Raw genomic sequence first — 23,498 nt, forward strand, 5'->3', positions numbered from 1 at the left:
CTCATATCTATCTGAGAGGTGGATGCAATGGCAGAGAAGCGTTACAACGTATGCATCGTCGGCGGCGGAAGCACCTATACACCGGGCTTCCTGAAGAGCTTCGTGAGGCTCCAGAAGGACTTCCCGCTCAGCAGGCTGGTCCTCTTCGATATCGATGGCCCGCGTCAGGAGCCGGTGGGCAAGTTCGGAGAGATCCTGTTCCGCGAGATGTATCCGGATGCAGAGATCAGCTACACCACGGATGAGAAGACCGCCTACACGGGCATGGACTTCATCTTCATGCAGATGCGCTCCGGCGGACTCGAGGGCCGTTGGTCGGACGAGCACACCTGCTTCGACCATGGCATCATCGGCCAGGAGACGGTCGGTGCCGGCGGCATGGCGTACGGCATGCGCTCCATCGGCGACATGATCCACGCAATCCATGCCATCCGCCAGTATTCGCCCAATGCCTGGTGCCTGAACTACTCGAATCCTGCAGCAATCGTCGCAGAGGCGCTGCGCCGCGAATTCCCGGATGACAAGCGGATCCTGAACATCTGCGATCAGCCGGAAAACGTCGTGCGCTCCACCAGCCGTCTGCTCGGCGTCGACTGGAATGACCTCGAGCCGGTCTATTTCGGCCTCAACCACTATGGCTGGTTTACCCACATGTACTACAAGCCGACGGGCGAAGACCTCATGCCCAAGATTCGCAAGCTTGTCCATGAGAAGGGCTTCCTGCCGCAGGATGCAGAGCAGCGCGATCCTTCCTGGCTCGAGACCTATGGCAACGTCAAGATGATGATGGAAGACTACCCTGAGTACCTTCCCAACACCTATGACCAGTACTACCTCTACCCGCTCTACAAGTTCCAGCATCTGAACGAGGAGCGCATGGCTGCCGGCAACAAGACCCGTGCAGACGAGGTCATCGAAGGCCGCGAGAAGCGTGCATTCGGCGAATGCCACCGCTGCATCGATGCCGGCACAACCAAGGGCATTGTCGACATCCACTCCGATGCGCATGCTGAGATGATGATCGAGGTGGCGTCTGCCATCGCTCACAATACGGGCCGCCGCTACATCATCATCACCGAGAACAATGGCCTCATCGACAACATGCAGGACGACGCTATGGTCGAGGTTGTCGCCGAGCTTACCGCCAATGGTCCGCGCCCGATGGGTGTCGGCAATATCCCGCAGTTCTATCTCGGACTCCTGGTCCAGCAGGTGTCCTGCGAGAAGCTGCTTGTCGACGCCTATTTCGAGCATAGCTATCAGAAGGCACTCGAAGCGCTGACGCTCAACCGTCTCGTGAACGATACGAAGAAGGCCCACGAGATTCTCGACGTCCTGATCCAAGAGAACAAGGACTACTGGCCAGAGCTCAAGTAGGGCACGCAGAATCAAACGACGTGCGAAGCGGTCTGCGTCAGGCTGGGAGGCAAGCATCTGGCGCAGACCGATCTGCCCGCATGCTGCGAAGCAGCAGGCTTCATTCCTATGACAGGGGACATGTGCGACAAGGGGGAAACATGGGAGAGAAGAATCAGAGAGGCAGTGTCATGGATTACCTCTCGAAACTTGGCCAGAGCCTGATGCTGCCGATTGCAGCGCTCTCGGCGGTCGGCCTGCTTCTGGGTGTCATGAGTGCACTGACGAAGGATGCAGTCATTGCAGCCGTGCCGGCTTTTGCGCCAACGGCGCCGGTCGGATTTGTCTTTGCTACGATCAAAGCGGTCGCAAACGCGGTCTACGCACAGATTCCTGTGCTGTTTGCCATCTGCCTTGCTCTCGGCCTTGCCAGGAAGGACAAGGAGATCGCGGCATTCGCCGGCTTTGTCGGCTATTACACGTTCATCGCTGCGGGCGCGGCGATGGTCAAGAGCGGCCTGTTCGATTTCAGTTCTCTCGATACGGCAACCGTGCTCGGCGTCGAAGGTGCACCGAACATGTCTGCCTTCGGAGGCATCCTTGTAGGCTGCCTTGCAGCTGCCCTGCATGACCGCTTCATCGATACGAAGCTTCCTGTTGCCATCTCCTTCTACGGCGGCAAGCGCTCTGTCGCTATCGTCGTCTTCGTCGCGATGCTCATCCTGGGCATTCTCTCGCCCTTCATTTGGCTTCCGCTCTCGATTGCCATCATGGCGCTGGGCACAGCAATCGCGAGCCTGGGCAACTTCGGCGTCTTCCTCTTCGGACTGGCAGAGCGCGGCCTCATTCCGACCGGCCTGCACCACATCATCAACCAGCTCTTCCGCACGACTTCGATCGGCGGCGTGCTCAACGGGACAGAGGGCTGCCTCAACATCTTCTACCAGTATGTCGACACCATGGGCACTGCAGCCCTGTCCGATTACACCCGTTATCTTGCAGAGGGCAAGTTCGCATTCATGCTCTTCGGCCTTCCCGCTGCTGCTCTTGCCATCTACCGCTCCACGCCCGAGAACAAGCGTGACGGCGTCAAGGCGCTTGTGGTCGCCGGCGCTGTGACGGCCTTCGTCTCCGGCATCACCGAGCCGCTCGAGTTCTCGTTCCTGTTTGTGGCACCGGTGCTCTACGCCTTCCACTCCGTGATGGCGGGCCTTTCCTTCATGCTGACGCACATGCTCGGCGTCTCCATCGGTGGCACAGGTGGCGGCATCATCGACTTCTTCATCTGGGGCGTCCTGCAGCCAGGCTCGAAGTGGTACATGATCATTCCGCTCGGTGCGGTGTACTTCTGTGCCTACTACTTCGTGTTCTACAAGTACCTCACGGCAAAGCACATCACGATCGATGCACCGGATGATTCGGCCGAGGTGGCAAACGAGGCAAAGGTGGCCGAAGGAGTCATGACGCCGCAGCTTACCTATATCGTCGAAGGCCTGGGCGGCGTTGACAATATCGTCAACATCAACAACTGCATCACGCGGCTGCGTGTCGATGTGAAGGACATGTCGCTCATCGACGAGGATATGCTCAAGAAGTCCGGCAGCATGGGCGTGAAGAAGATGTCCGATACCCATATCCATGTCATCTATGGTCCTGCAGTCGAGAACATCGCGACACAGCTCCACGCAGCACTCAAGATGTAACGGTACTGGAAAAGATAGAAGCAATAAGAGGCAGGCAGACCCTTCGGGGTCTGCCTGCTTGTCTTTGCGCTGCATTGCCGTGCCTTCCGAGCTCTGCCCACAGATGCTGCTTCTCGCTTCCGAGGAGAACACCTACTGCACAGGGCAGACCATCTATGTGGATGGCGGACTGACCTCTCAGCTCTGATACATGGGCAGATTTAGAATTGACAGGCCGGGACCCTTCTGCATCGCAGGGCCCCGGCCTGCTCTGTGACAACTCTATGTAAAGCCCCATTCAATCTGACATGCTAGTTACGGCTAGAGTAAGCTTTGTCTTGCAAAACATTGATATGTCAAAGAGTGGAGCTGGCAATGTCTGAAGATGAAAGGGGAGCCGAAGCGCCCCGGGAGGGCCGCACCCTCACCGATATGCACATGCTGGTGGTCAGGGCCTACCATGCCCAGACGAACTATCTCAGGGCCCAGGTCGCCCATGCCGGCCTGGGTCCGGGACAGCCGAAGGTGCTGAGCTATCTCGCCGTGCACGGACCTTCGTCGCAGTCCGATATCGCACGCTTCTTCGAGATCGACTGTGCAGCCGTGTCGCGCATGTTCGACTCCCTGCTGAAAGGCGGCTTTGTCCGTATCTTCAAGGGGTCCGATGCCCGCATGAGGCAGGCAGAGCTCACCCAGAAAGGCCATGAAGCGCTTGCTGTCTGGGAGGCAGCCTGCGATGAAGCGGATGACATCATGCTTTCCGGCCTCACGGAAGAGGAGAGGCAGGCGCTTGCGAAGGGGCTCGCGAATATCCATGACAGCTTCGCGTGCCTGGAGAAGAAGGAGGCGCATGGTGCCTAGAGAAGCCATTGCCGGCAGAAAGGCTCAAAGCGCAGGGGCGGCCGATCTCAAGATCGTGGGCGCTGCCCTGAAGCCCTACCGCCGTGCTTTCCTCATTGCAACCGTATGCGCCTTTGCCGAGGCGACGCTCGAGCTCTTCATCCCGTTCATGATGGCGCAGATGGTGGACGTGGAGATTCCTGCCCAGGATGTGCACGGCATCTTCCTCGTCGGTGCCGAGATGGTTGCCCTTGCTGTCATCGCGGGCCTGCTGGGCCTTGGCTATGCGCGCTTTTCCGCTATTGCCTCGATGGGGTTTGGCGCGAACCTGCGCGAGGCAGCCTACGCCCATGTGCAGAAGCTCTCGTTCGCGAATCTCGACTCGTTCGAGACCTCGTCTCTGGTGACGCGTCTCACGACCGACATCACGGTGATACAGAATGCGCTGGTCCAGGGCTTCAGGCCGCTTCTGCGCAGCCCTGTCATGCTTGTTATGGGGCTCGTTCTGTCCTTCTCCATGAGCGCGAGGCTTGCGGTCGTCTTTGTCGTCGTCCTGCCCTGCCTGGCGTTTGCGCTCTTCCTTATTGTCTCGCATGCAGCGCCGCTCTTCGCGAAGCTCCAGACCTCGATGGACCGGCTCAATTCCGTCCTCGAGGAGAATCTTGTCGCGATACGTGCCATCAAGGCCTACGTGCGGGAGCCTTGGGCCGAGGAGCGCTTTGCCGAGGTCAACAGGAAGCTTGCCGGCACGGCTACCCAGACGTTCTCTACAGCCGTCTTGAACCTGCCAGTCTTCCAGCTCTCGATGAACGTGACGAGCGTCGCGCTCCTGTGGTTCGGAGGCCAGCTCATCCTGGCAGGAGAGCTCGGGGTGGGCGCGCTCACCGGCTTCATGAGCTACGTGCTCCTGATCATGAACTCGCTCAACATGTTCTCCAATGTGTTCCTGCTGCTGGCGCGCGCGCTCACGAGCATCCACCGCGTGGGCGAGGTGCTTGAAGAGACGCCGGTGTTAGCACAGCTGCCCCGTGGCAAGGCGCTCGGGCAGGTGCCTGATGGCAGCATCGCGTTCAGGGACGTGAGCTTCCAGTACGCAGCCGATGCGGAAAAGCCGGTGCTCTCGCATATCAGCTTTGCGGTCCCTGCCGGAGGGACCCTGGGCATCCTTGGCGGCACGGGCTCCGGCAAGAGCTCCCTCGTGCAGCTGCTGGCACGCCTCTACGATGTCTCCGAAGGTACGGTCGAGGTCGGGGGACACGATGTACGCGACTATGCATTGCCGGCCCTGCGCGATGCTGTTGGCATCGTGCTCCAGAAGAACGTGCTCTTCACCGGCACGGTGAGGGAGAACCTGAAATGGGGCAATGAGGAGGCAACGGATGCAGAGCTCCTCGAAGCCTGCCGGATTGCCTGTGCAGACGAGTTCCTCAAGCGCATCGGCGGCCTGGACGGAGACCTGGGACATGGAGGGTCGAATGTCTCAGGCGGCCAGCGCCAGCGCCTCTGCATCGCGCGCACGCTCCTGAAGAAGCCGAAGGTCCTGGTCTTCGATGATTCCACGAGCGCTGTGGACATGACAACAGATGCAAGGATCAGGAAGCATCTTGCAGAGCTCACCGATGTCACGAAGGTCATCGTCGCCCAGCGCGTGGCATCTGTGGCCGAAGCAGACAAGATCCTGATATTGGATGACGGAAAGATCGAAGGCTTCGGCACGCACGAGGAGCTTCTGGCAAAAGACCCGATCTATCAGGAGCTCTGCCACTCGCAGGGCATGCTCGGAAAGGAGGCATGAGATGGCAGGAAGAGGAGCAGCTCCGGCGCGTCCCGAAAACCTCCGGCATACCCTCAGGATCCTTCTGGGATACATGGGCCATGCAAAGATGCAGATGCTCGCGGTCGCCGTGCTCGTGACCATCGCAGGTGCCGGCAACCTCTTCGGCACGTACATGATCAAGCCGGTCGTGAATGCCGTGGCGGCAGGGGAGTATGGCCGCTTCGTGCACCTCGTCGTGCTCACGGCCATCATCTATGCCCTGGGCGTCGCCTCTGCCGTGGGCTATACGCAGATCATGGTGAGGGCAGCGCAGAAGGTCGTCTTCGATATGCGCCGCGATCTCTTCGCGCATATGGAGCACCTGCCGCTCTCCTGGTTCGACCGTACCCGTACGGGTGACGCGATGAGCTTCTTCACGAACGATGTGGATACTGTCTCCGAGGCCTTGAACAACGGCTTTGCCGCCATGGTGCAGGCTGGCATCCAGATGGTGGGCACGCTCATCCTCCTCTTCGTCCTCGACTGGAGGCTCACACTCATCACCGTTGCCTGCGATATCGTGATCTTCTTCTATATCCGCTTCTCGGGCACGCGCTCGAAGCGCCTCTTCTCCAAGCAGCAGAAGACTCTGGGAGAGCTTGATGGCTACGTCGAGGAGATGATCTCTGGCCAGAAGGTCGTGAAGGTCTTCAACCATGAGAAGGAGAATATGGCAGGCTTCAGGGCCTTGAACGCAAGCCTCCAGAAGTCGGGAACCTCTGCCCAGGCCTATGCTGCCACGATGATTCCGGCAACGGTCTCGATCAGCTATGCGAACTACGCAATCGTCGCCGTGGCAGGAGCGTTCCTTGCGCTTTCCGGCTCCATGGATGCAGGATCTCTGGCAAGCTATCTTGTTTTCGTGCGCCAGGCAGCGATGCCGATCAACCAGTTCACGCAGCTGGGCTCGTTCATGCTGACCGCCCTGGCCGGAGCCGAGCGCATCTTCCAGGTGCTCGAGCTTCCGCAGGAAGAGGACGAGGGCACGGTGCGCCTTGTCTGCACGGCAAGGGATGAGTGGGCCTGGAAGAAGGAAGACGGCGAAGAGGTGCCTCTCAAGGGCGATGTGCGCTTCCACGACGTGACCTTCGGCTATGTGCCGGGACAGACCGTGCTCAAGGATCTCTCCCTCTATGCAAAGCCAGGCCAGAAGATTGCCTTTGTCGGTTCCACGGGTGCTGGCAAGACGACGATCACGAACCTCATCAACCGCTTCTATGCGCTGAATGCAGGTCAGATCACCTACGACGGGATCGATATTTCCGACATGCAGCTGGGAGCCCTCAGGGAGTCTCTCGGCATGGTCCTTCAGGACACGCACCTCTTCGAGGGGACCGTTGCAGACAACATCCGCTTCGGCAAGCTCGACGCAACTGATGAGGAAGTGCGGAAGGCAGCAAAGATTGCCAATGCCGACTCCTTCATCAGCCGCCTTCCCAAGGGCTACGATACGAAGATTGCAGCAGACGGTGCGAACCTCTCGCAGGGCCAGCGCCAGCTTCTTGCAATCGCCCGTGCTGCCGTGGCAGACCCGCCGGTCCTGATCCTCGATGAGGCAACATCGAGCGTCGATACACGTACCGAAGCCCTGATTCAGCGTGGCATGGATGCCCTCATGCAGGGTCGCACTGTCTTCGTTATCGCCCACCGTCTCTCGACCGTGCGCAATGCGAACGCGATCATGGTGCTCGAGCACGGAAAGATTGTCGAGCGTGGCACGCATGAGGAGCTCCTGGCCCAGAAGGGCGAGTACTGGGAGCTTGCAACCGGTGCCCTCGAGCTCGAGTAGAACAGCTCATATACGCACGAAGAAAGCCTCGGACACCTGCGTCCGAGGCTTTCTGCTACCTATGCTGGCTTCTCTGGTGCGTATTGTGGCCTTGCGGCTTCCTGCCGGCTTGCTGTGTGCGCTTGCTCGCCTGCTGGGGTTTCGGTCCCTTGCCGTGGTGATGGTGCGGAGCGCCCTTTTCCTGCCGGGGTGGCCTTGTCGGCTTCACGAGGCACTTCGGTCCATAGCCGATGAGGTCCTCGCGATGCGCCTTGTGGAGGGCCTCGACGACAAGGTCGTAGTTGTTCGGGTCGCGGTACTGGATGAGGGCACGCTGCATAGCCTTCTCATGCGGGTTAGTGGGGCAGTAGACCGGCTTCATCGTCCTGGGGTCGAGCCCAGTGTAGAAGATGCAGGTCGAGACCGTGGAAGGCGTGGGGTAGAAGTCGCTTACCTGCTCGGGGTTGTAGCCAAGGTCGCGGCAGAACTCGGCAAGCTTCACGGCCACCTGCATCGTCGATCCCGGGTGGCTGCTCATGAGGTAGGGAAGGACATACTGCTCCTTGCCTGCCTCCTTGCTGTACTTCTCGAATTCCTTGCAGAACCCCTCATAGAGATCGTTCGAAGGCTTGCCCATCACATCGAGGACCTCAGAGCATACATGCTCAGGCGCCAGGCGCAGCTGTCCTGAGGTGTGGTATTCGGCCAGCTCCTTGATGAAGGTATGGTCGGTATCGAGCATCGCATAGTCGAAGCGGATGCCGCTTCGGATGAAGACCTTCTTCACTCCTGGAAGCTCGCGGAGCTTCCTCAAGAGGTGCACATAGCGCTTGTGGGAGACCGTGAGGTTCTTGCAGGGGGTAGGCGACAGGCAGCGCCTGTTCGTGCAGGCGCCTGCCGTTGCCTGCTTCTGGCAGGCGCGGACCATGAACTGGGCCGTCGGCCCTCCCACATCGTGGATATAGCCCTTGAAGTCGGGATCGTGGGTCATGGCCTCAGCCTCGCGCAGGAGCGATTCCTCGCTTCTGGCCTGGATGATCCTGCCCTGATGGAAGTTGAGGGCGCAGAAGGCGCACTCGCCGAGGCAGCCCCTGTTGCTTGCAAGGGAGAACTTCACTTCCTTCAAGGCAGGGATGCCGCCTTCTGCGTCATACATCGGATGCGATGCACGCGTATAGGGAAGCTCATAGACTTCATCGAGCTCCTCTGTGGAGAGCGGCTTTGCCGGCGGGTTCTGGATCACGTAGATGTCATGCGGATAGGGCTCGACAAGCGCGTGCGAAAGGAACGGATTGAGGTTTCGGCACTGGATGCCGAACGACTCTGCGTAGACCTTCTTGTCGCTGTTGAGTTCGTCCCAGGAGGGAAGGATCACAGGCCGGTCGCACTGCTCATAGCTCCGGGCACGGTAGACCGTTCCCTGGATCCAGGAGATGTCTTTTGCTTCTATGCCGGAGGCAAGGGCATCTGCGATCTCCACAATCTGGCGCTCTCCCATGCCATAGACGATAAGGTCGGCACCGGAATCGAGGAGTATCGAGCGCTTCAGCTTGTCAGACCAGTAGTCATAGTGGGCAAGCCGTCTGAGCGATGCCTCGATGCCGCCCAGGATGATCGGCGTGTGCTTGTACGTGCGCCTGATGAGGTTGCCATAGACCACGTCAGCATGGTCCGGGCGCTTGCCCATGACGCCACCAGGGGTGTAGAAGTCCTCGGTTCTGTGGTGCTTTGCCACGGTGTAATGCAGGACCATCGAGTCCATGTTGCCGCCGCAGATGAGGAAGCCGAGCTTCGGCTCTCCCAGGATCGTGACAGAGGCAGGATCGTGCCAGTCGGGCTGGGGGATGATGCCGACACGGTAGCCATGCTCCTCGAGGACACGGGAGATGATGGCAGGGGCGAATGATGGATGGTCCACATAGGCATCGCCGATTACGAAGACGAAGTCGCACTGGTCCCAGCCACGCGCTTCCATGTCAGCCTTCGAGACCGGCATGAACTGGTCGCGGGTAGGCTTCGGCGTCACGGGAGGAACAGGTCCTCCGTGCTTCGAGTGATGCTCTGCCTTCTGCTGCGGCGCATGCTGTGCATGAAGTGCCTTCGGAGCATGCTGGTGCTGTGCCTTGGGCTTGCCTGCGCCCTGTGCATGCGCATGGCTGTGCTCATGGGCAGACGGCCCCTTCTTCTGTTCGGGTCCCTTCCTGCCTGAAGGCTTCGGTCCGTATTTCTGCATGGCTCACACGCCCCTTGGATCTAAAGAACTGTCAGCATAACGATAGCGGATGGAAGGGGAGATGAGATGGGAAGATGTAGTGTGCTAGCTGTGCAATGCACAGGGAGGAGAAAGGAGCTTGCGGCCGCCGCAAGGCTTTCAGGGATATGTAGAAAGGGGCTTTAACGACCCATATATCGCAAATTTTCCGAGATTGGGTCGTTAAGCCATCCCTACTGCTGTCCTACAGGAGAGCGATCTGGCATTGCAGTGAGTCCTTACGAGATGTTGCTTGGTAGCTATCTGGCTGGCCTTAGATGACAAGGAGGTAGGTCTCTTGTGCCATTTTTACCCTACACCATGTTCCTGGAAGTTGGCGTGTAGGGTAAAACGCATTGCTCCGAGATACGAAGGAGTCCCTGCAAATGCGCGAGGACTTCTGAACAGACAACACGATTCTCTTTGCGGGGAATACAAGAGGACTTACTCTGCTGTGGACGTATTTTCTTCTGTCTGCGCGTCTGATTCCTCTTGAGCGTCGGCCTTCGCTTGGGCGATGAGCCATGCGTTTCTGAGCTCATCAAGTGTCTTGTGGGTCTTTTCATCGATGGCCCACTCATATACGTCTACTGAGCTCCATCCATATATACCTTGAAGCCACGCATTGAGACTGATGACATTGCCAGAAGCGAGCTTTACTTTTCCATCCTGCAGTAGAGTTACGCGCTGATCTTCATGATTCTTGGCATAAAGGGTCGCGCCTACGTCTACGACTCCAGCTTCAATGAGCTGCTTGATTCTTGGCTTGCTCTTCCTTGTGCGTCCGCTCACCCTTCTTGATTTGCTTGTTTGGGAGGTGGTGTGCGAGACGCCAACATAGAGGTCTTGATAGGAGCCAAGCGGCAGAATCTTTGTGGAGTGAATCAGCGTATTATCTCCGACCTGATAAGGGGTCAGACGATAGCAGGAGATATCGACATTGTTTGCATCGAGCCAGGCAACAGCAGAGATAGTCTGGTCGTCAAAATCAGAGGCAACAAGAATGATGCGCTGTTGCGCATTGAAGGTCTGAATATCATTGTCGTCGATGAACTGGTTGAGCTTGCGTGTAGCAACTTCTGTTGACGTGAGCTTGTCGGTATCAGTGAATTCGCCCTTGTGCTGTTCGACGTAGCGGCCATAGACATATTGGACAAGCTCATCAATTGTTGTGATGCTAGCACAGGTGGCTGCATATCGAATTGCCTGGAATTCGAAAGCCTCAGCACGCATCTTGATATCGGCTGGGTCTCTCTTGATTTCAATAAGGACGATGTTGCCATCCCCATCCAGAGCAGTAAGATCGCTTCTGGCCTTTTCCTCATTCACAACCTGTTCGCCAATGACGAGCATGTTCTCGTCATCATCACATACCAATTCAATGTGCTTGCGGAGGAGGTCTTCGACGTCGCTTTCCTTCATGCCCAATTCAGCGAATGTCTTCTCAACAACATTGCCTTGATCTTCATCGTCCATCAGATAGAGCATCTGAGTCTCCTCTCGATGATGCCATCTCCGTCCAGCATGGCCTTTAAGTGCTCTGCGTTGCCGATGGGGCTTGAACGCTATTCGCGACTTTATACAGAGCTGAAAGAAAATTGTTGTACAACAAAGCCAGAGACTCTTGCCTGCGGCGAACGGTATGGCAGCATGATTGCGCTTGGCTTTGATGGCTCCTTCTGTCCTATGTTTTTAGAATACTAAGCATCTGGGCAATCTGCACTGGAATGCTGGATGGTGTCTGACGGGGTGAGATTATCCAGAAGAATGGATTACATCAATCTGCATATTGTCAAGCATATTTTTGTGAGTGGAAGAATAAGCTGGTGAACGTTCTTCAGGCTGTTGTTTGCGTGCATAGGCGTCCGAATGGGCTATCTGACAGTTTTTCTGCAGCAGCCAGTTTCCTTGTGCAAGCCTTTTACCTGCTGAAATAGAGCACACATCTTGGGTATACGCCGCATTGACTGGAACTCGAGGAAGGTGTATGCGCTGGTAGCCAGCACAGTCCGAGAGGGAAGGCCGAATTGCGTGCCGAGCGCGTTTCTATGCGGTATCATAGATGCCGTATGGGTTCAATCCGTATTGGGAAGTACCGGTTTGGGCGCGTAAAGTGCTGCAGGACTTGTCCTGCGGCCGCACGTTTGCACAGCCGCCGCAAGGCGGACCGTATCGCTTCGAAGGAGAGGATATGGCAAGAAAGTTCAAGTCGATGGACGGCAACGAGGCCGCTGCGTGGGTCTCGTATGCGTTCACCGAGGTGGCGGGCATCTACCCGATCACCCCGTCCAGCCCAATGGCAGACCACGTCGATCAGTGGGCAGCCCAGGGCCTGAAGAACATCTTCGGCACGCCTGTCAAGGTTGTCGAGATGGAGTCTGAGGCAGGTGCTTCAGGCACCGTGCACGGTTCCCTTGGTGCTGGTGCTCTGACGACCACCTACACGGCATCTCAGGGCCTGCTCCTCATGATCCCGAACATGTACAAGATCGCTGCTGAGGGACTGCCTGCAGTCTTCCACGTCAGCGCCCGTACGGTCGCGACCCATGCTCTGAACATCTTCGGCGATCACTCTGATGTCATGGCTTGCCGCCAGACCGGCTTTGCCATGCTCGCTGAGGGTAATGTCCAGGAGGTCATGGACCTCGCTCCTGTGGCACACCTTGCTGCCATCGAGGGCGGCGTGCCGTTCCTGAACTTCTTCGACGGCTTCCGCACGTCCCACGAGATCCAGAAGGTCGCTATGTGGGACTTCGACGACCTCAAGGACATGCTCGACATGGACGCTGTCCAGCGCTTCCGTGACCACGCACTCAACCCTGAGCATCCGCATGCCCGTGGCGCGCACGAGAACGGCGATATCTTCTTCCAGCATCGTGAGGCCTGCAACGCGACCTACGACAAGCTTCCTGAGATCGTCCAGGCATACATGGACAAGATCAACGCGAAGCTCGGCACGAGCTATCACCTGTTCGACTACTATGGCGCCGAGGACGCAGACCGCGTCGTCGTCTGCATGGGCTCCTTCTGCGATACGCTCGAGGAGGTCATCGACTACCTCAACGCCCACGGCGAGAAGGTCGGCCTCGTGAAGGTCCGCCTGTACCGTCCGTTCGACATCAAGTCCTTCGTGGCAGCACTCCCGAAGACCGTCAAGAAGATCGCTGTCCTCGACCGCACCAAGGAGCCGGGCTCCATCGGCGAGCCGCTCTACGAGGATGTCGTCGCTGCTCTCTACGAGGCAGGCCGCTCTGACCTCGTCGTGACCGGCGGCCGCTATGGCCTGGGCTCGAAGGACGAGCCGCCTGCGGCAGCATTCTCCGTCTACGAGGAGCTCAAGAAGGACCAGCCGAAGCGCGAGTTCACGATCGGCATCGTCGACGATCTCACGAACCTCTCGCTCCCGATGGATCCGGATGCTCCGAACACCGCAGCCCCTGGCACCATCGAGTGCAAGTTCTGGGGTCTCGGCGGCGACGGCACGGTCGGCGCGAACAAGAACTCCATCAAGATCATCGGCGACCATACCGACAAGTATGTCCAGGCATACTTCCAGTATGACTCCAAGAAGACCGGCGGCGTGACGATCTCCCACCTGCGCTTCGGCGATTCCCCGATCCGCTCGCCGTACTACGTCACGAAGGCCGACTTCGTCGCCTGCCACAACCCCTCCTACATCATCAAGGGCTTCAAGATGGTCCGCGATGTCAAGCCGGGCGGCACCTTCCTCGTGAACTGCCAGTGGTCTGACGAAGAGTTCGCCGAGAAGCTTCCTGCCGAGGCAAAGCGCTACATCGCGAAGAACAACATCTCCGTCTACCTGATCGACGCTATCGACCTTGCTGCCAAGGTTGGCATGGGCAAGCGCACGAACACGGTCCTTCAGTCCGCGTTCTTCGCTCTCGCCAAGGTCCTGCCTGCTGAGGATGCTCTCCAGTACATGAAGGATGCTGCTGAGAAGTCCTATGCCAAGAAGGGCCAGGCCATTGTCGAGGCCAACTGGAAGGCAATCGATGCCGGCGCAACCGCATTCCACAAGTTCGAGGTGCCTGCTGACTGGGCAGATGCTCAGGATGCACCGAAGACCCTGACGCTCGAGGGCCGCGAGGCTATCGTCAAGCAGGTCAAGGATCTCCTCACCCCGATCAACCTGATGGACGGCGACTCCCTGCCCGTCTCTGCCTTCAAGCAGAACCCGGATGGCCAGTGGGAGCTCGGCGCTTCTGCCTACGAGAAGCGCGGCACCGCTGTCATGGTTCCTCGCTGGGATTCCTCGAAGTGCATCCAGTGCAACAGCTGCGCCTTCGTCTGCCCGCACGCAACCATCCGTCCGGTTGTCATGAACGCCGATGAGGCTGCTGCTGCACCTGCTCAGATGCAGATGACCGACCTCAAGGTCCCGAAGGGCACCGGCTACAAGTTCACGATCGCTGTCTCCCCGCTCGACTGCATGGGCTGCTACAACTGCCTGTACGTCTGCCCGAAGTCTGATGTGAAGGAGGGCGGCGCCCTCACCATGGTTCCTCAGGAGGAGGAAGCTGCTCAGGCAGAGGTCTGGGATTACGCCGTCAACAAGGTCTCCGAGAAGTCCGAGCTTGCCAATGACAAGACCCCGAAGGCATCTCAGTACCACAAGCCGCTGCTCGAGTTCTCCGGCTCCTGCGCAGGCTGCGCCGAGACGTCCTATGCACGCCTTGTCACCCAGCTCTTCGGCGACCGCATGTTCATCTCCAACGCCACCGGCTGCTCCTCGATCTGGGGCAACCCGGCAGCAACCTCGCCGTACACGGTCAACGCTAACGGCCATGGTCCGGCTTGGAACAACTCGCTCTTCGAGGACAATGCTGAGCATGGCATGGGACTCGAGGTTGGCTACGAGGCAGAGCAGAACCGTCTGGTCGCAGCAACTGAGAAGCTGCTCGAGACCGAGGGCCTGTCTGACTCCTTCAAGGACGCTGCAACTGCATGGCTCGAGAACCGCAATGATTCCCTGAAGTCCCGTGCTGCTGCTGACGCCTACATCGCACAGCTCGAGGACAACGGCTCCGATGCTGCCAAGGAGATTCTCGCGGACAAGTCCTTCCTGTCCAAGAAGTCCTTCTGGATCTTCGGCGGCGACGGCTGGGCATACGATATCGGCTTCGGCGGACTCGACCATGTCCTCGCCTCTGGCCGCAATGTCAATGTCTTCGTCTTCGATACCGAGGTCTACTCCAACACGGGTGGCCAGGCATCCAAGGCTTCCAACCTCGGCCAGGTCGCGCAGTTCGCTGCTGCCGGCAAGACCACGAAGAAGAAGTCCCTTGCCGAGATCGAGATGAGCTACGGCTACGTCTACGTGGCACAGGTTGCCATGGGCGCCAATATGGCTCAGACCCTCAAGGCCATTGCCGAGGCTGAGGCCTACGACGGACCGTCGCTGGTCATCGGCTACAGCCCCTGCGAGATGCACTCCATCAAGAAGGGCGGCATGATGCACTGCCAGGAAGAGATGAAGCGTGCCGTGGACTGCGGCTACTGGAACCTCTTCCGCTTCAACCCCGCTGCACCGGAAGGCAAGAAGTTCACGCTCGACTCCAAGGAGCCGAAGGGTGGCTATCAGGACTTCCTGATGAACGAGGCACGCTACGCTTCCCTGACCCGCTCCTTCCCGGAGCGTGCAAAGGAGCTCTTCGCCGAGAACGAGGAAGCTGCCATGGAGCGCTACGCGCACCTGCTCAAGCTCAAGGATATGTACGCCGACGCATAAGGCATACGCGCTTCAGAGCCTGATGTAAGCTCGAAGGACCGGAACCGAAAGGCTCCGGTCCTTCTTTTGTGAAGCTGCTATTTGCCCACGACATGAAAGCGCCCCAACCAGCCTGTGCTGGATGGGGCGCTGCTTGTATATGCGTGCGCTTCTATGCCGGCGTGGCTTCGCTCCAGACGTGTCCGCACTTGTTGCAGAGATAGACATTGATAATGTTGCCAAGGCCATCCGGGTAGCTCTGCGTGCAGGTCACGTCGTCAGAGCCGCAGACCGGGCAGTCGGGGCAGGCCAGATAGGCATCGAGCTCGTCTCCTGATATCTCATGCACTCCCATGGCTACTCCTCGTCGTCGGTATAGGCGTTCGAATAGGCTGCCTTCGCAGAGATGCCGGGAAGCGACCCGATGCGTCCTGCCAGGGCAGAGATCGTGTCATCCGTCGCATCGACAGCGACGCTGATAACGTTCAGGTGATGGGCACGGTAGGGGATGCCCATGCGGCCAATGATGCAGGATGCATACTCATGCAGAAGGTCGTTCAGGGCACTGACAGAGCTGGGATCTTCCACGATGATGCCGATAACGGCGACACGGGTCTTCAAAGGGTGCCTTCTTTCAGTCGGGCTTCATGTCCGCTTGGACTGAGTCTTCCATGCGGCGTTATACTCATATGTACCCGATTTGGAAGGCAGCACGAGCGGTGCTGCATGACAGGAAGGCATTGCATATGCAGAACATGACACGCCGCGAGGTTCTTGCGGCAATGGCTGGTCTTGGACTTACGGGCTTCCTCGGAGCCTGCGGCAATTCCTCTCAGACCGCATCTTCCACCACGCAGACCGAAGAGAAGACAGACGACGTTGTCGTCCGTGTTGCATCTCTCAAGGGCCCCACGACCATCGGCCTTGTGAACATGATGAACGATACGGCAGGCATTCCTGCTGACGGAGGGGATCTCTCCCAGGCAGGAGAGGCTGAGGAAGGCTCTGGAATCACCTATGCCTACCAGATGTCCTCTGCTCCTGACGAGGTGCTGCCGCTCGTGATTCAGGGCACGGCAGATATCGCCCTCATTCCTTCGAATGCGGCAGCTGTCCTCTACAACAAGACGAAGGGCAAGGTCCAGGTCATCGACCTCAACACGCTTGGTGTCCTCTCTGTCGTCACGGGAGACTCCTCCATCCAGCAGTTCGAGGACCTCGCCGGCAAGACCGTCTACATCTCCGGCAAGGGCTCCTCTCCTGAGTACGTTATGAACTATCTCCTCGAGCAGGCAGGCATCGCAGACTCCGTCACGATGGAGTGGCAGAGCGAGCACACCGAGGTGGCATCGGTGCTTGCCTCGGATCCTTCGGCCGTGGGTGTGCTTCCGCAGCCCTTCACGACGGCGACGCTTGCCCAGAACTCTGCGCTCTCTGCTCCTATCGACCTTACGGATGTGTGGGAGAAGTACGCAGGAGACACCGGCTCCCTCTATGTGATGGGCGCCACAATCGTGCGCTCCGAGTTTGCGGAGCAGCATCCGCAGGCCGTGGCCGACTTCCTCTCCCGCCATGCAGAGTCTGTCCGGAAGTGCACAGACGACGTGGCAGGAACGGCAGCGCTTGTCGTCGAGGCTGGCATCGTCGCAAAGGAGCCTATTGCCGAGAAAGCAATACCGCAGTGCAACATCGTATGCATGACCGGCGACGAAATGAAAGACGGGCTCTCAGGCTACCTCCAGGTGCTCTATGATGCGGATGCAAGCTCTGTGGGCGGAGCTCTTCCTGAGGACGACTTCTACTACAATGCCTAGCTCTGTGCCTGAGAAGAAGCATTCAAGCTGGACCTCGCACATTGCTGTCGCTGCCTTCTGGATTTTGGTCTGGGAGGCAGCGAGCCTTCTTGTGGGGAGTCCGATCCTCTTTGCAGGACCCATCGATACGGTGCTGCGCCTGGTGAGCTTTGTGCCCGATCCTGCCTTCTGGGAAGCGCTTGCGCTCTCGTTTGCGCATATCCTGGCAGGATTCCTTGCAGGCTTTGCTGTGGCGCTCGTGCTGGGCTTCCTCTCCCACAGGTATAGGCTCATGCGCGAGCTTCTGGCACCCTTCTTCGATGCCCTGAAATCGATTCCCCTTGTCTGCATCATCGTGCTTTTGCTCCTCTGGGTAGGCTCGAAGAAGGTCTCAGGACTCGCAGTGTTTCTGGCGGTATTCCCTGCGGTCTATTTCAGCATGCTTGAAGGGCTCGATGCCCAGGACCCCAAGCTCCGCGAGCTCCTGCATGCAATGCAGACATCGGGCATGAGGATATTTCTCGCTGATACCTGGCAGCAGCTTCTGCCCTTCCTTCTGGGGACCGCGAGGAATGTGTGCGGGATGGCATGGAAGGCAGGCGTGGCAGCTGAGGTCATAGGCACTCCCCGGGGCACGATCGGCGAGGCAGTCTACCAGTCGAAGCTCCTGCTTGAGACAGCAGACCTCTTTGCCTGGACCATAGCGATCGTGGCAGTATCCTGGGCCTGCGAGAGGGTCTTCCTGGCACTGCTCAAGGCAAGCGGCAAGGGAGCACTTCGTCTAGCACTCAGAGGACGGCGCAAGGCAGAATCTGGAGATGCTTCAGCCAAGGTGTCTGTTCGCGATCTCACATTGGGATATCCTGCGGCAGATGGGGCATCTCCGACGGTTCTGGCACAACATCTGGCCTTCACGCTTCCGGCAGGCACAAGATGGATCCTGACGGATGCCTCGGGTGCCGGCAAGACAACCTTCATCAGCTGTGTATCGGGGCTCTCAGAGCCGCTCTCAGGCTCGATAGAATGCCCACACGACATATCGCTCATGTGCCAGGAGGCACGGCTTGTAGAGGCCTATACGCCTGAAGAGAATGTGGAGCTCACTTCTGTGCTCGTATGCGATGAGGCGGAAGCGCTTCTTCGGGAGCTTCTGCCCGAGGATTGTCTGGGCAGGGCCGTGAGCGAGCTTTCGGGAGGCCAGAGACGGCGCGTCGAGCTTGTCCGTGCCCTTGCCCATGCATCAGGGCTTGTGCTTCTCGATGAGCCCTTCGCCTCGCTCGACGAAAGAACACATAAGGAGGCTGCTGCCTTCATCCTGAGGCATCTGGAAGGCCGCACGCTCATCGTTGCCTCCCATGCACAGGGAGACCGGGAGCTTGTAGCTGCTGAGGAGCTCGAGCTTTTCGGCCGCTAGGCGCAGAAAGCAGAATCTTGCTGTTGAGGTGGACCCCAATCTCCGCACACTGCTAGGCAGTGAACCTTCCTGCATGCTCCATGGGGGTCAGCCATCCTGGACGCTCCTGCCCCCTGCGATCGCTGCAGCAGTCGGCGTGCCTGCCGGCAGGCGCCATGGCCCCCTCGGAGGGAGATGCGCCGCGTCTCCCATCTGCTCCTCCATCCGTCCCCAGAAGCTCCCGATGCATGCATTGTCCCAGCAGCAGGCCTGCCTGGACATGGACTGCCGGATTCCGGGCTCCCTGGGCCTGTTCGGATGCCGTCGGGAAGGCCAGGCCCCTGGTCCGGCCATATGTGTCCAAAACGGGCCTCTCTGCCATCTCGGCCTTCCCGCGCGCCCTGATGGCCCTCTGCCTCTCCGCGGCTTTCTGCCTTCATGGCAGCGTCTCATGCATTCTTCCCTGAGCCGCTCCGAGCAGACGAGCGATTCCGTCCTGACCTCGTCCACCGCATCCAGCGGGATGGGATGGGCGCGCTCTTCCTTCGCGAACCTGCCATCGATCATATATGGAGCCCCGTTCCGACCGTGGCCCGCTGCCGGGCGGAATCGAACTGTTTCGCGATTCCGAATCGGTTGTGCGGAATACGGGGTCCAGGTCATCGTCTGCTTCACCCAGAGACATCTTCTGAGGCGGAAGTATGTTCGGGGGGTGCTCCCTGAGGCAGTGTGCTTGTCGCGTCCTGTGATTCCGCATGCGCAGCGGCGAGTGTGTCATTCAGGACAGAAAGCACCTTCTCGCGTATTTGGGCAGACTGCTTCAGGGGAATCGGGACCTTCTCGAAATCGCCGAGCTGTATCTCCTCACGGGATACCTTCGAGACATACAGGACATTTACGGCGTAGCTTCTGTGCACCCGCACGAAATAGCCAGGGAAACGGCTGAGCAGGTTGGTAAGCGAATCGCGGATTCTGAAACGCTCTGTCTTCTGGCAGACACAGACATACTGGTGCTGCGCTTCGAGATAGAGCACGGAACGTGGCACTACGACATGGGTCACGCTATCAGAATCCTTCAGGATGAGGGGCTTTTCTTCCGGCAGAAGGGAGACCGGCTGCATATTCCTGGAGTCTTTCACGAAGAATTCCCGGATGCCCTCGGATGTGTGCTCGAGCACAGGTGCCGAGATGTGCAGATGCACAAGCTTCGGGCCTTGGGCAGTGAGCCGCCAGATAAGCGTTGCGCGCCCATTGATATCAGGCTTGTCCTGACGCAGCACCCGAGCGCAGACGAGCGTGACACAGGTATGCGTATCACGGTAGATGCTGGAGTTGGAATCTATCGCATATTCAAGCTGTGCAAGCAGGGGCTGCGCCTTGACGCAGAAGTCGACGATTGCAGATTTGCCAGATCCTGGCGCTGCAGCAAAAGGCCCGGCAAAGGTGCAGTCCTCTGCAAGAAAGGGGATGCATTCCTTCACGTGGCAGGCCATCAGCTGGAGGATGAACTCCCGCGAGATGGATGTCGGATCGGACCTGAGCAAGCTGCCTCTTATCCGCAACATGAGGAATATAAGAACAGCATCAAGCTTATCTGAAAGTGCTGATTGATTCATTTTCTTTCAATCCTGTTTGGGCGTCATTCAGACCAAAGTGGCTTTAAGGAAAAAGTTTGCTGTTAAAAAAAGACACAGTTCGTCCTACACACAGGCAATAACGAAAGCATATGAGGCTGCTCATGAAGAAGACGCTTGAATGGACACATCCAGCATTGCATCTCGTTCAGAAGGCACTTGTGGCTGCTGTCGCAATCATCGCGGCAGTGGGGCTCTTCGCCGTGCCTGTGCCTGCATATGCAGACAGCACGCTCTCGCTGCCTGCGCCTGATCACGCAAAAACTGCCGTGCTTGATCCTAAAACAGGCAAGATTACGATTACGCTCAGCGTTACGGGCAAGACTGACGCAAGCCAGTCTACGACCAGTGCGAATGTCATCGTTGTCCTCGATACTTCTGGATCGATGGACCAGGTTGTCAGCCACTCTGGCACTGTGCACTATGTCGCAGAAGATAGCTGGGGCAACGGTGGACAATATGGTCTTGTTAACGGCGAATATGTGCAGCTTACTAGAGAGATCAGTTGGTGGAGCTATACCTATTACTATACCGATTCAGATGGCAACCAGGTGGAGTATACAGGTCAGCGCTATAAGCAATCTACCGATGTGACTCGTTTGGATGTAGCGAAGCAGGCACTTTCTAATCTTGCCGACCAACTCATCTCTTCGTCCGATAGCACCGTGAAGATTGCCCTCGAGACATTCTCAGATAATGGCAATGAGGTAAGCGATTATTACGGCGCAGGACATGCTGATGACTTCAAGAGCCTTGTGAATGGAACCGTTGCTGATGGTGGCACGAACTGGGCAGATGCTCTCGCAAAGGCGAATGAAAAGGCTGCGGATCCGGCAGAGAAGTCTACTCCTACTTATATCGTCTTCCTGTCTGATGGCAAGCCGACGTATGGCATGTACAATGGTTATCGCTATGGTGATGGCACCGAGAGCCAGAAAAACTTGAGCTACCTCGATGATTTTGTCACTGATGCTGTCAATACGGCAAATGCGAGGCCAGACAATGTCTATGGCTTCTATGCAATCTATACCGGCTCTGATGCCAAATCTAGCATGAACAGCTTTGCTGGCCGCACAAATGCTTCGCCGGACGGAGCTGCAATAGACGGTTCGGATAGTACCGCTCTCAACAATGCGTTCAACAAAATTGTCACGACTATCCAGTCGAGCATTTCTTATACCAACGTCAAGATCACTGACCCCAATTCTGATTTTGTGGAATATGTTCTCCCCACGGATTCTAACGAGCCGACATTTACCTATACGAAGGGTGGCGAGACTTGGGGCGATGCACCTGCTGCCTATGTCGAGAATGACAGTGTTGTATGGGATCTCGGCAACCGCACGCTTGATCCAAACGTGACCTATTCCGTAAGCTTCGAAGTCAAGCTTAAGCAGGAAGCATACAATGCTGCTGCTCCGGCGGGTGACGAGACTCCAGTTACAACTGTTGATACCAATAAAATGGCGCAGCTTGCCTATAGCACTGTGATTACGAAGGACGGTAAAGCTGGTGACCCGACCGTCCAGGACCCTGTTGCTATTCCATCGCGTCAGGTAGATGTTCCGACATCTAAGCTTGTCATCACGAAGACCTGGGTTGGCGAAGGCGACAAGCCGAGCTCCATCACGCTTAAGATTAAGCAGGACGGTCATGACTATAAGACAGTGACTGTGCAGCCGGATGCCGCTGGCAACTGGGCGACCACGGTTGATGTTGCCACTGGTCCTGATGGTCATTCCTACACCATCGATGAGGAGCCAATCAGTGGTTGGACAGAGACCACTAAGGCCGCCGGTGTCACCTTCAAGAACCTCTTCACTGAGTACAGCGGCCAGAACATCGAGAATACTTTCCAGTCCGGTAAGCTGACTCTTACGAAGAAGATCAAGGGCAATGCTGCAAACACTTCCGACACGTTTAAGTTCGATCTGAGCTGCCCCGAGCTCAAGAACAAAGAGTTCACGAGTGGAAACAAAACCATCTCGTTCGATAGCGATGGTAAGGCGACTGTCGATCTCACCAACGGTGAGAAAATCGAGCTGGACAATGTTCCTGCCGGTAAGGCCATCGATATCACTGAGCGTGCTTCGGATACTCCAAATGCGCAGATGACGACTGTGGCCGAGGTCGGCAACACTACTACGACCTTTAAGGACGGCCAGGACAAGAAAGTCCGTGCGACTGTTGCAGATGGCGGAACCACGGAAGTTGTCTACACTAACCAGATAAAAATTGCTCCGGACACTGGTCTTGATATCTCCACTACATCTCAGGGCGTGCTTCTTGGTGTGGCTGCAGCAGGTGCAGCAACGCTTGCAGCAGCTGCCATAAGGAAGAACCATGGCGAGCGAAAGGAGAAGTAGACGGCAGAGCACTGGGCGCCAGGGCCAGATGGCACAAGAGCCCCAAGATCCGCAGGAGCTATCCCTGGAGCTCATAGCGCAGAAGCTCGACCAGCTCACATGGCGGCACAGCCTCATGGGAGTGGACGAGCGGGAGGTATGGCACGTAATAGAGAGGCTGGACGAGATGTACCGGCAGCTCTACCGCGAACAGGAAGTTCGCTACGAGGCTCTTCTCAAAGAAGCCAGACAGCAGCACCTGACGTCATCCCCCTCCGACGAAACGAGACCTCTCGTAGTCAGAAATCCACAACGGATTCGTGGCTAGAAGGGTTCCATGCAGATATTCTCCAAGCTCCGACTCACGAGGCAATCGAGAAGCGAAGAAGACGCTTCGAGACCCAGAGGTCGGTAGCGGGTACCTTGCTCAAGCTCCTGATATTCGTTGGAGCTCTGTATCTGGTCTTCTCTACGGTCTTCGGGTTCTTCCGGGTTGCAGGCAATGCAATGCGGCCGACGGCAGGAGATGGGGACCTGGCACTGACGACGAGGATCTTCGACTCGCTTGAGACGAACGATCTGGTCGTGTACGAACACAGCGGAGTGCTTCAGCTCGGACGTGTGGTTGCACAGCCAGGAGATTCGGTCGAGATTGACGATGACGGAGACCTTCTCGTCAACGGCAACCTGCAGGCTTCGGTCACGCAGGGAGCCACAGAGAAAGGATCGGGTTCCTTCGAATACCCGGTTGTCCTGGGGGATGGGCAGTACTTCATCCTCAACGACGACAGAAGCTCTACCCAAGACTCGAGAGAGCTTGGTCCGGTTGGTCTTAACGAGGTCAGAGGAAAGCTCATAGCACTCCTCAGACTCCGTGAGATATAGGTAAGTC

General features: G+C 57.7%; 16 protein-coding genes. 11 read left to right on the forward strand and 5 right to left on the reverse strand.

Annotated elements, in window-relative coordinates; genetic code table 11:
- Positions 1-27: 27 nt before the first annotated feature.
- The 5 genes from VXJ24_RS06445 to VXJ24_RS06465 all read left to right on the forward strand — a co-directional run bounded on the left by VXJ24_RS06445 (position 28) and on the right by VXJ24_RS06465 (position 7,483).
- Positions 28-1,377, forward strand: coding sequence for a family 4 glycosyl hydrolase (locus VXJ24_RS06445; RefSeq protein ID WP_330972100.1), 1,350 nt, complete (start codon positions 28-30; stop codon positions 1,375-1,377).
- Positions 1,378-1,517: 140 nt separating this feature from the next.
- Positions 1,518-3,059 (forward strand): PTS transporter subunit EIIC, encoded by a 1,542-nt coding sequence (locus VXJ24_RS06450; RefSeq protein ID WP_330972101.1) that lies wholly within the window; start codon positions 1,518-1,520, stop codon positions 3,057-3,059.
- Between the two features lie 354 nt (positions 3,060-3,413).
- Positions 3,414-3,899 (forward strand): MarR family winged helix-turn-helix transcriptional regulator, encoded by a 486-nt coding sequence (locus VXJ24_RS06455; protein ID WP_330972102.1) that lies wholly within the window; start codon positions 3,414-3,416, stop codon positions 3,897-3,899.
- On the forward strand, positions 3,889-5,673 hold the full coding sequence (locus VXJ24_RS06460) for an ABC transporter ATP-binding protein (protein WP_330972103.1): 1,785 nt from the start codon (positions 3,889-3,891) through the stop codon (positions 5,671-5,673). The genes VXJ24_RS06455 and VXJ24_RS06460 overlap by 11 nt, the downstream gene beginning before the upstream one ends.
- 1 nt (position 5,674) lies before the next feature.
- On the forward strand, positions 5,675-7,483 hold the full coding sequence (locus tag VXJ24_RS06465) for an ABC transporter ATP-binding protein (RefSeq protein WP_330972104.1): 1,809 nt from the start codon (positions 5,675-5,677) through the stop codon (positions 7,481-7,483).
- Positions 7,484-7,538: 55 nt separating this feature from the next.
- Here VXJ24_RS06465 and VXJ24_RS06470 read toward each other — a convergent pair whose 3' ends face one another.
- Positions 7,539-9,695 (reverse strand): YgiQ family radical SAM protein, encoded by a 2,157-nt coding sequence (locus VXJ24_RS06470; RefSeq protein WP_330972105.1) that lies wholly within the window; start codon positions 9,693-9,695, stop codon positions 7,539-7,541.
- Between the two features lie 462 nt (positions 9,696-10,157).
- Positions 10,158-11,201: a restriction system modified-DNA reader domain-containing protein gene (locus VXJ24_RS06475; protein ID WP_330972106.1), complete on the reverse strand. Its 1,044-nt coding sequence runs from the start codon at positions 11,199-11,201 to the stop codon at positions 10,158-10,160.
- Between the two features lie 703 nt (positions 11,202-11,904).
- Here VXJ24_RS06475 and nifJ point away from each other — a divergent pair.
- The gene (gene nifJ, locus VXJ24_RS06480; protein ID WP_330972107.1) at positions 11,905-15,462 is read left to right on the forward strand and encodes a pyruvate:ferredoxin (flavodoxin) oxidoreductase; all 3,558 of its coding nucleotides are present in this window, start codon (positions 11,905-11,907) and stop codon (positions 15,460-15,462) included.
- Positions 15,463-15,613: 151 nt separating this feature from the next.
- Here nifJ and VXJ24_RS06485 read toward each other — a convergent pair whose 3' ends face one another.
- Both VXJ24_RS06485 and VXJ24_RS06490 read right to left on the reverse strand, forming a co-directional pair.
- Positions 15,614-15,796 (reverse strand): hypothetical protein, encoded by a 183-nt coding sequence (locus tag VXJ24_RS06485; protein WP_330972108.1) that lies wholly within the window; start codon positions 15,794-15,796, stop codon positions 15,614-15,616.
- Between the two features lie 2 nt (positions 15,797-15,798).
- Entirely contained in the window at positions 15,799-16,062 is a 264-nt protein-coding gene (locus VXJ24_RS06490; RefSeq protein WP_330972109.1) for a TM1266 family iron-only hydrogenase system putative regulator, read from the reverse strand.
- Between the two features lie 125 nt (positions 16,063-16,187).
- Here VXJ24_RS06490 and VXJ24_RS06495 point away from each other — a divergent pair, with 125 nt between their 5' ends.
- Together VXJ24_RS06495 and VXJ24_RS06500 are read left to right on the forward strand one after the other, a co-directional pair.
- The gene (locus VXJ24_RS06495; RefSeq protein ID WP_330972110.1) at positions 16,188-17,255 is read left to right on the forward strand and encodes an ABC transporter substrate-binding protein; all 1,068 of its coding nucleotides are present in this window, start codon (positions 16,188-16,190) and stop codon (positions 17,253-17,255) included.
- A gap of 91 nt (positions 17,256-17,346) precedes the next feature.
- The gene (locus tag VXJ24_RS06500) at positions 17,347-18,648 is read left to right on the forward strand and encodes an ATP-binding cassette domain-containing protein (RefSeq protein WP_330972111.1); all 1,302 of its coding nucleotides are present in this window, start codon (positions 17,347-17,349) and stop codon (positions 18,646-18,648) included.
- Between the two features lie 650 nt (positions 18,649-19,298).
- On the opposite strand, the gene VXJ24_RS06505 is transcribed toward VXJ24_RS06500, so the two are convergent.
- Positions 19,299-20,171, reverse strand: coding sequence for a LytTR family transcriptional regulator (locus VXJ24_RS06505; RefSeq protein ID WP_330972112.1), 873 nt, complete (start codon positions 20,169-20,171; stop codon positions 19,299-19,301).
- 194 nt (positions 20,172-20,365) lie between these two features.
- Between VXJ24_RS06505 and VXJ24_RS06510 the strand changes: the two genes are divergently transcribed.
- The 3 genes from VXJ24_RS06510 to lepB all read left to right on the forward strand — a co-directional run bounded on the left by VXJ24_RS06510 (position 20,366) and on the right by lepB (position 23,491).
- Positions 20,366-22,627: a VWA domain-containing protein gene (locus VXJ24_RS06510; RefSeq protein ID WP_330972113.1), complete on the forward strand. Its 2,262-nt coding sequence runs from the start codon at positions 20,366-20,368 to the stop codon at positions 22,625-22,627.
- 28 nt (positions 22,628-22,655) lie between these two features.
- Positions 22,656-22,934: a hypothetical protein gene (locus VXJ24_RS06515; protein ID WP_330972114.1), complete on the forward strand. Its 279-nt coding sequence runs from the start codon at positions 22,656-22,658 to the stop codon at positions 22,932-22,934.
- A 95-nt stretch (positions 22,935-23,029) separates the two neighbouring features.
- Positions 23,030-23,491: a signal peptidase I gene (gene lepB, locus VXJ24_RS06520; RefSeq protein WP_330972115.1), complete on the forward strand. Its 462-nt coding sequence runs from the start codon at positions 23,030-23,032 to the stop codon at positions 23,489-23,491.
- Positions 23,492-23,498: the final 7 nt, after the last annotated feature.

Origin of the sequence: Olsenella kribbiana, from assembly GCF_036408795.1 — a bacterium.
GTDB classification, from domain to species: domain Bacteria; phylum Actinomycetota; class Coriobacteriia; order Coriobacteriales; family Atopobiaceae; genus Olsenella_L; species Olsenella_L kribbiana.

Coding starts and splice junctions, on each gene's coding strand:
- VXJ24_RS06470 (WP_330972105.1), bottom strand. CDS start 9,695: ATGCAGAAATACGGACCGAAGCCTTCAGGCAGGAAGGGACCCGAACAG.
- VXJ24_RS06465 (WP_330972104.1), top strand. CDS start 5,675: ATGGCAGGAAGAGGAGCAGCTCCGGCGCGTCCCGAAAACCTCCGGCAT.
- VXJ24_RS06445 (WP_330972100.1), top strand. CDS start 28: ATGGCAGAGAAGCGTTACAACGTATGCATCGTCGGCGGCGGAAGCACC.
- VXJ24_RS06475 (WP_330972106.1), bottom strand. CDS start 11,201: ATGCTCTATCTGATGGACGATGAAGATCAAGGCAATGTTGTTGAGAAG.
- VXJ24_RS06460 (WP_330972103.1), top strand. CDS start 3,889: ATGGTGCCTAGAGAAGCCATTGCCGGCAGAAAGGCTCAAAGCGCAGGG.
- VXJ24_RS06510 (WP_330972113.1), top strand. CDS start 20,366: ATGAAGAAGACGCTTGAATGGACACATCCAGCATTGCATCTCGTTCAG.
- VXJ24_RS06485 (WP_330972108.1), bottom strand. CDS start 15,796: ATGGGAGTGCATGAGATATCAGGAGACGAGCTCGATGCCTATCTGGCC.
- VXJ24_RS06455 (WP_330972102.1), top strand. CDS start 3,414: ATGTCTGAAGATGAAAGGGGAGCCGAAGCGCCCCGGGAGGGCCGCACC.
- VXJ24_RS06515 (WP_330972114.1), top strand. CDS start 22,656: ATGGCACAAGAGCCCCAAGATCCGCAGGAGCTATCCCTGGAGCTCATA.
- VXJ24_RS06495 (WP_330972110.1), top strand. CDS start 16,188: ATGCAGAACATGACACGCCGCGAGGTTCTTGCGGCAATGGCTGGTCTT.
- nifJ (WP_330972107.1), top strand. CDS start 11,905: ATGGCAAGAAAGTTCAAGTCGATGGACGGCAACGAGGCCGCTGCGTGG.
- VXJ24_RS06450 (WP_330972101.1), top strand. CDS start 1,518: ATGGGAGAGAAGAATCAGAGAGGCAGTGTCATGGATTACCTCTCGAAA.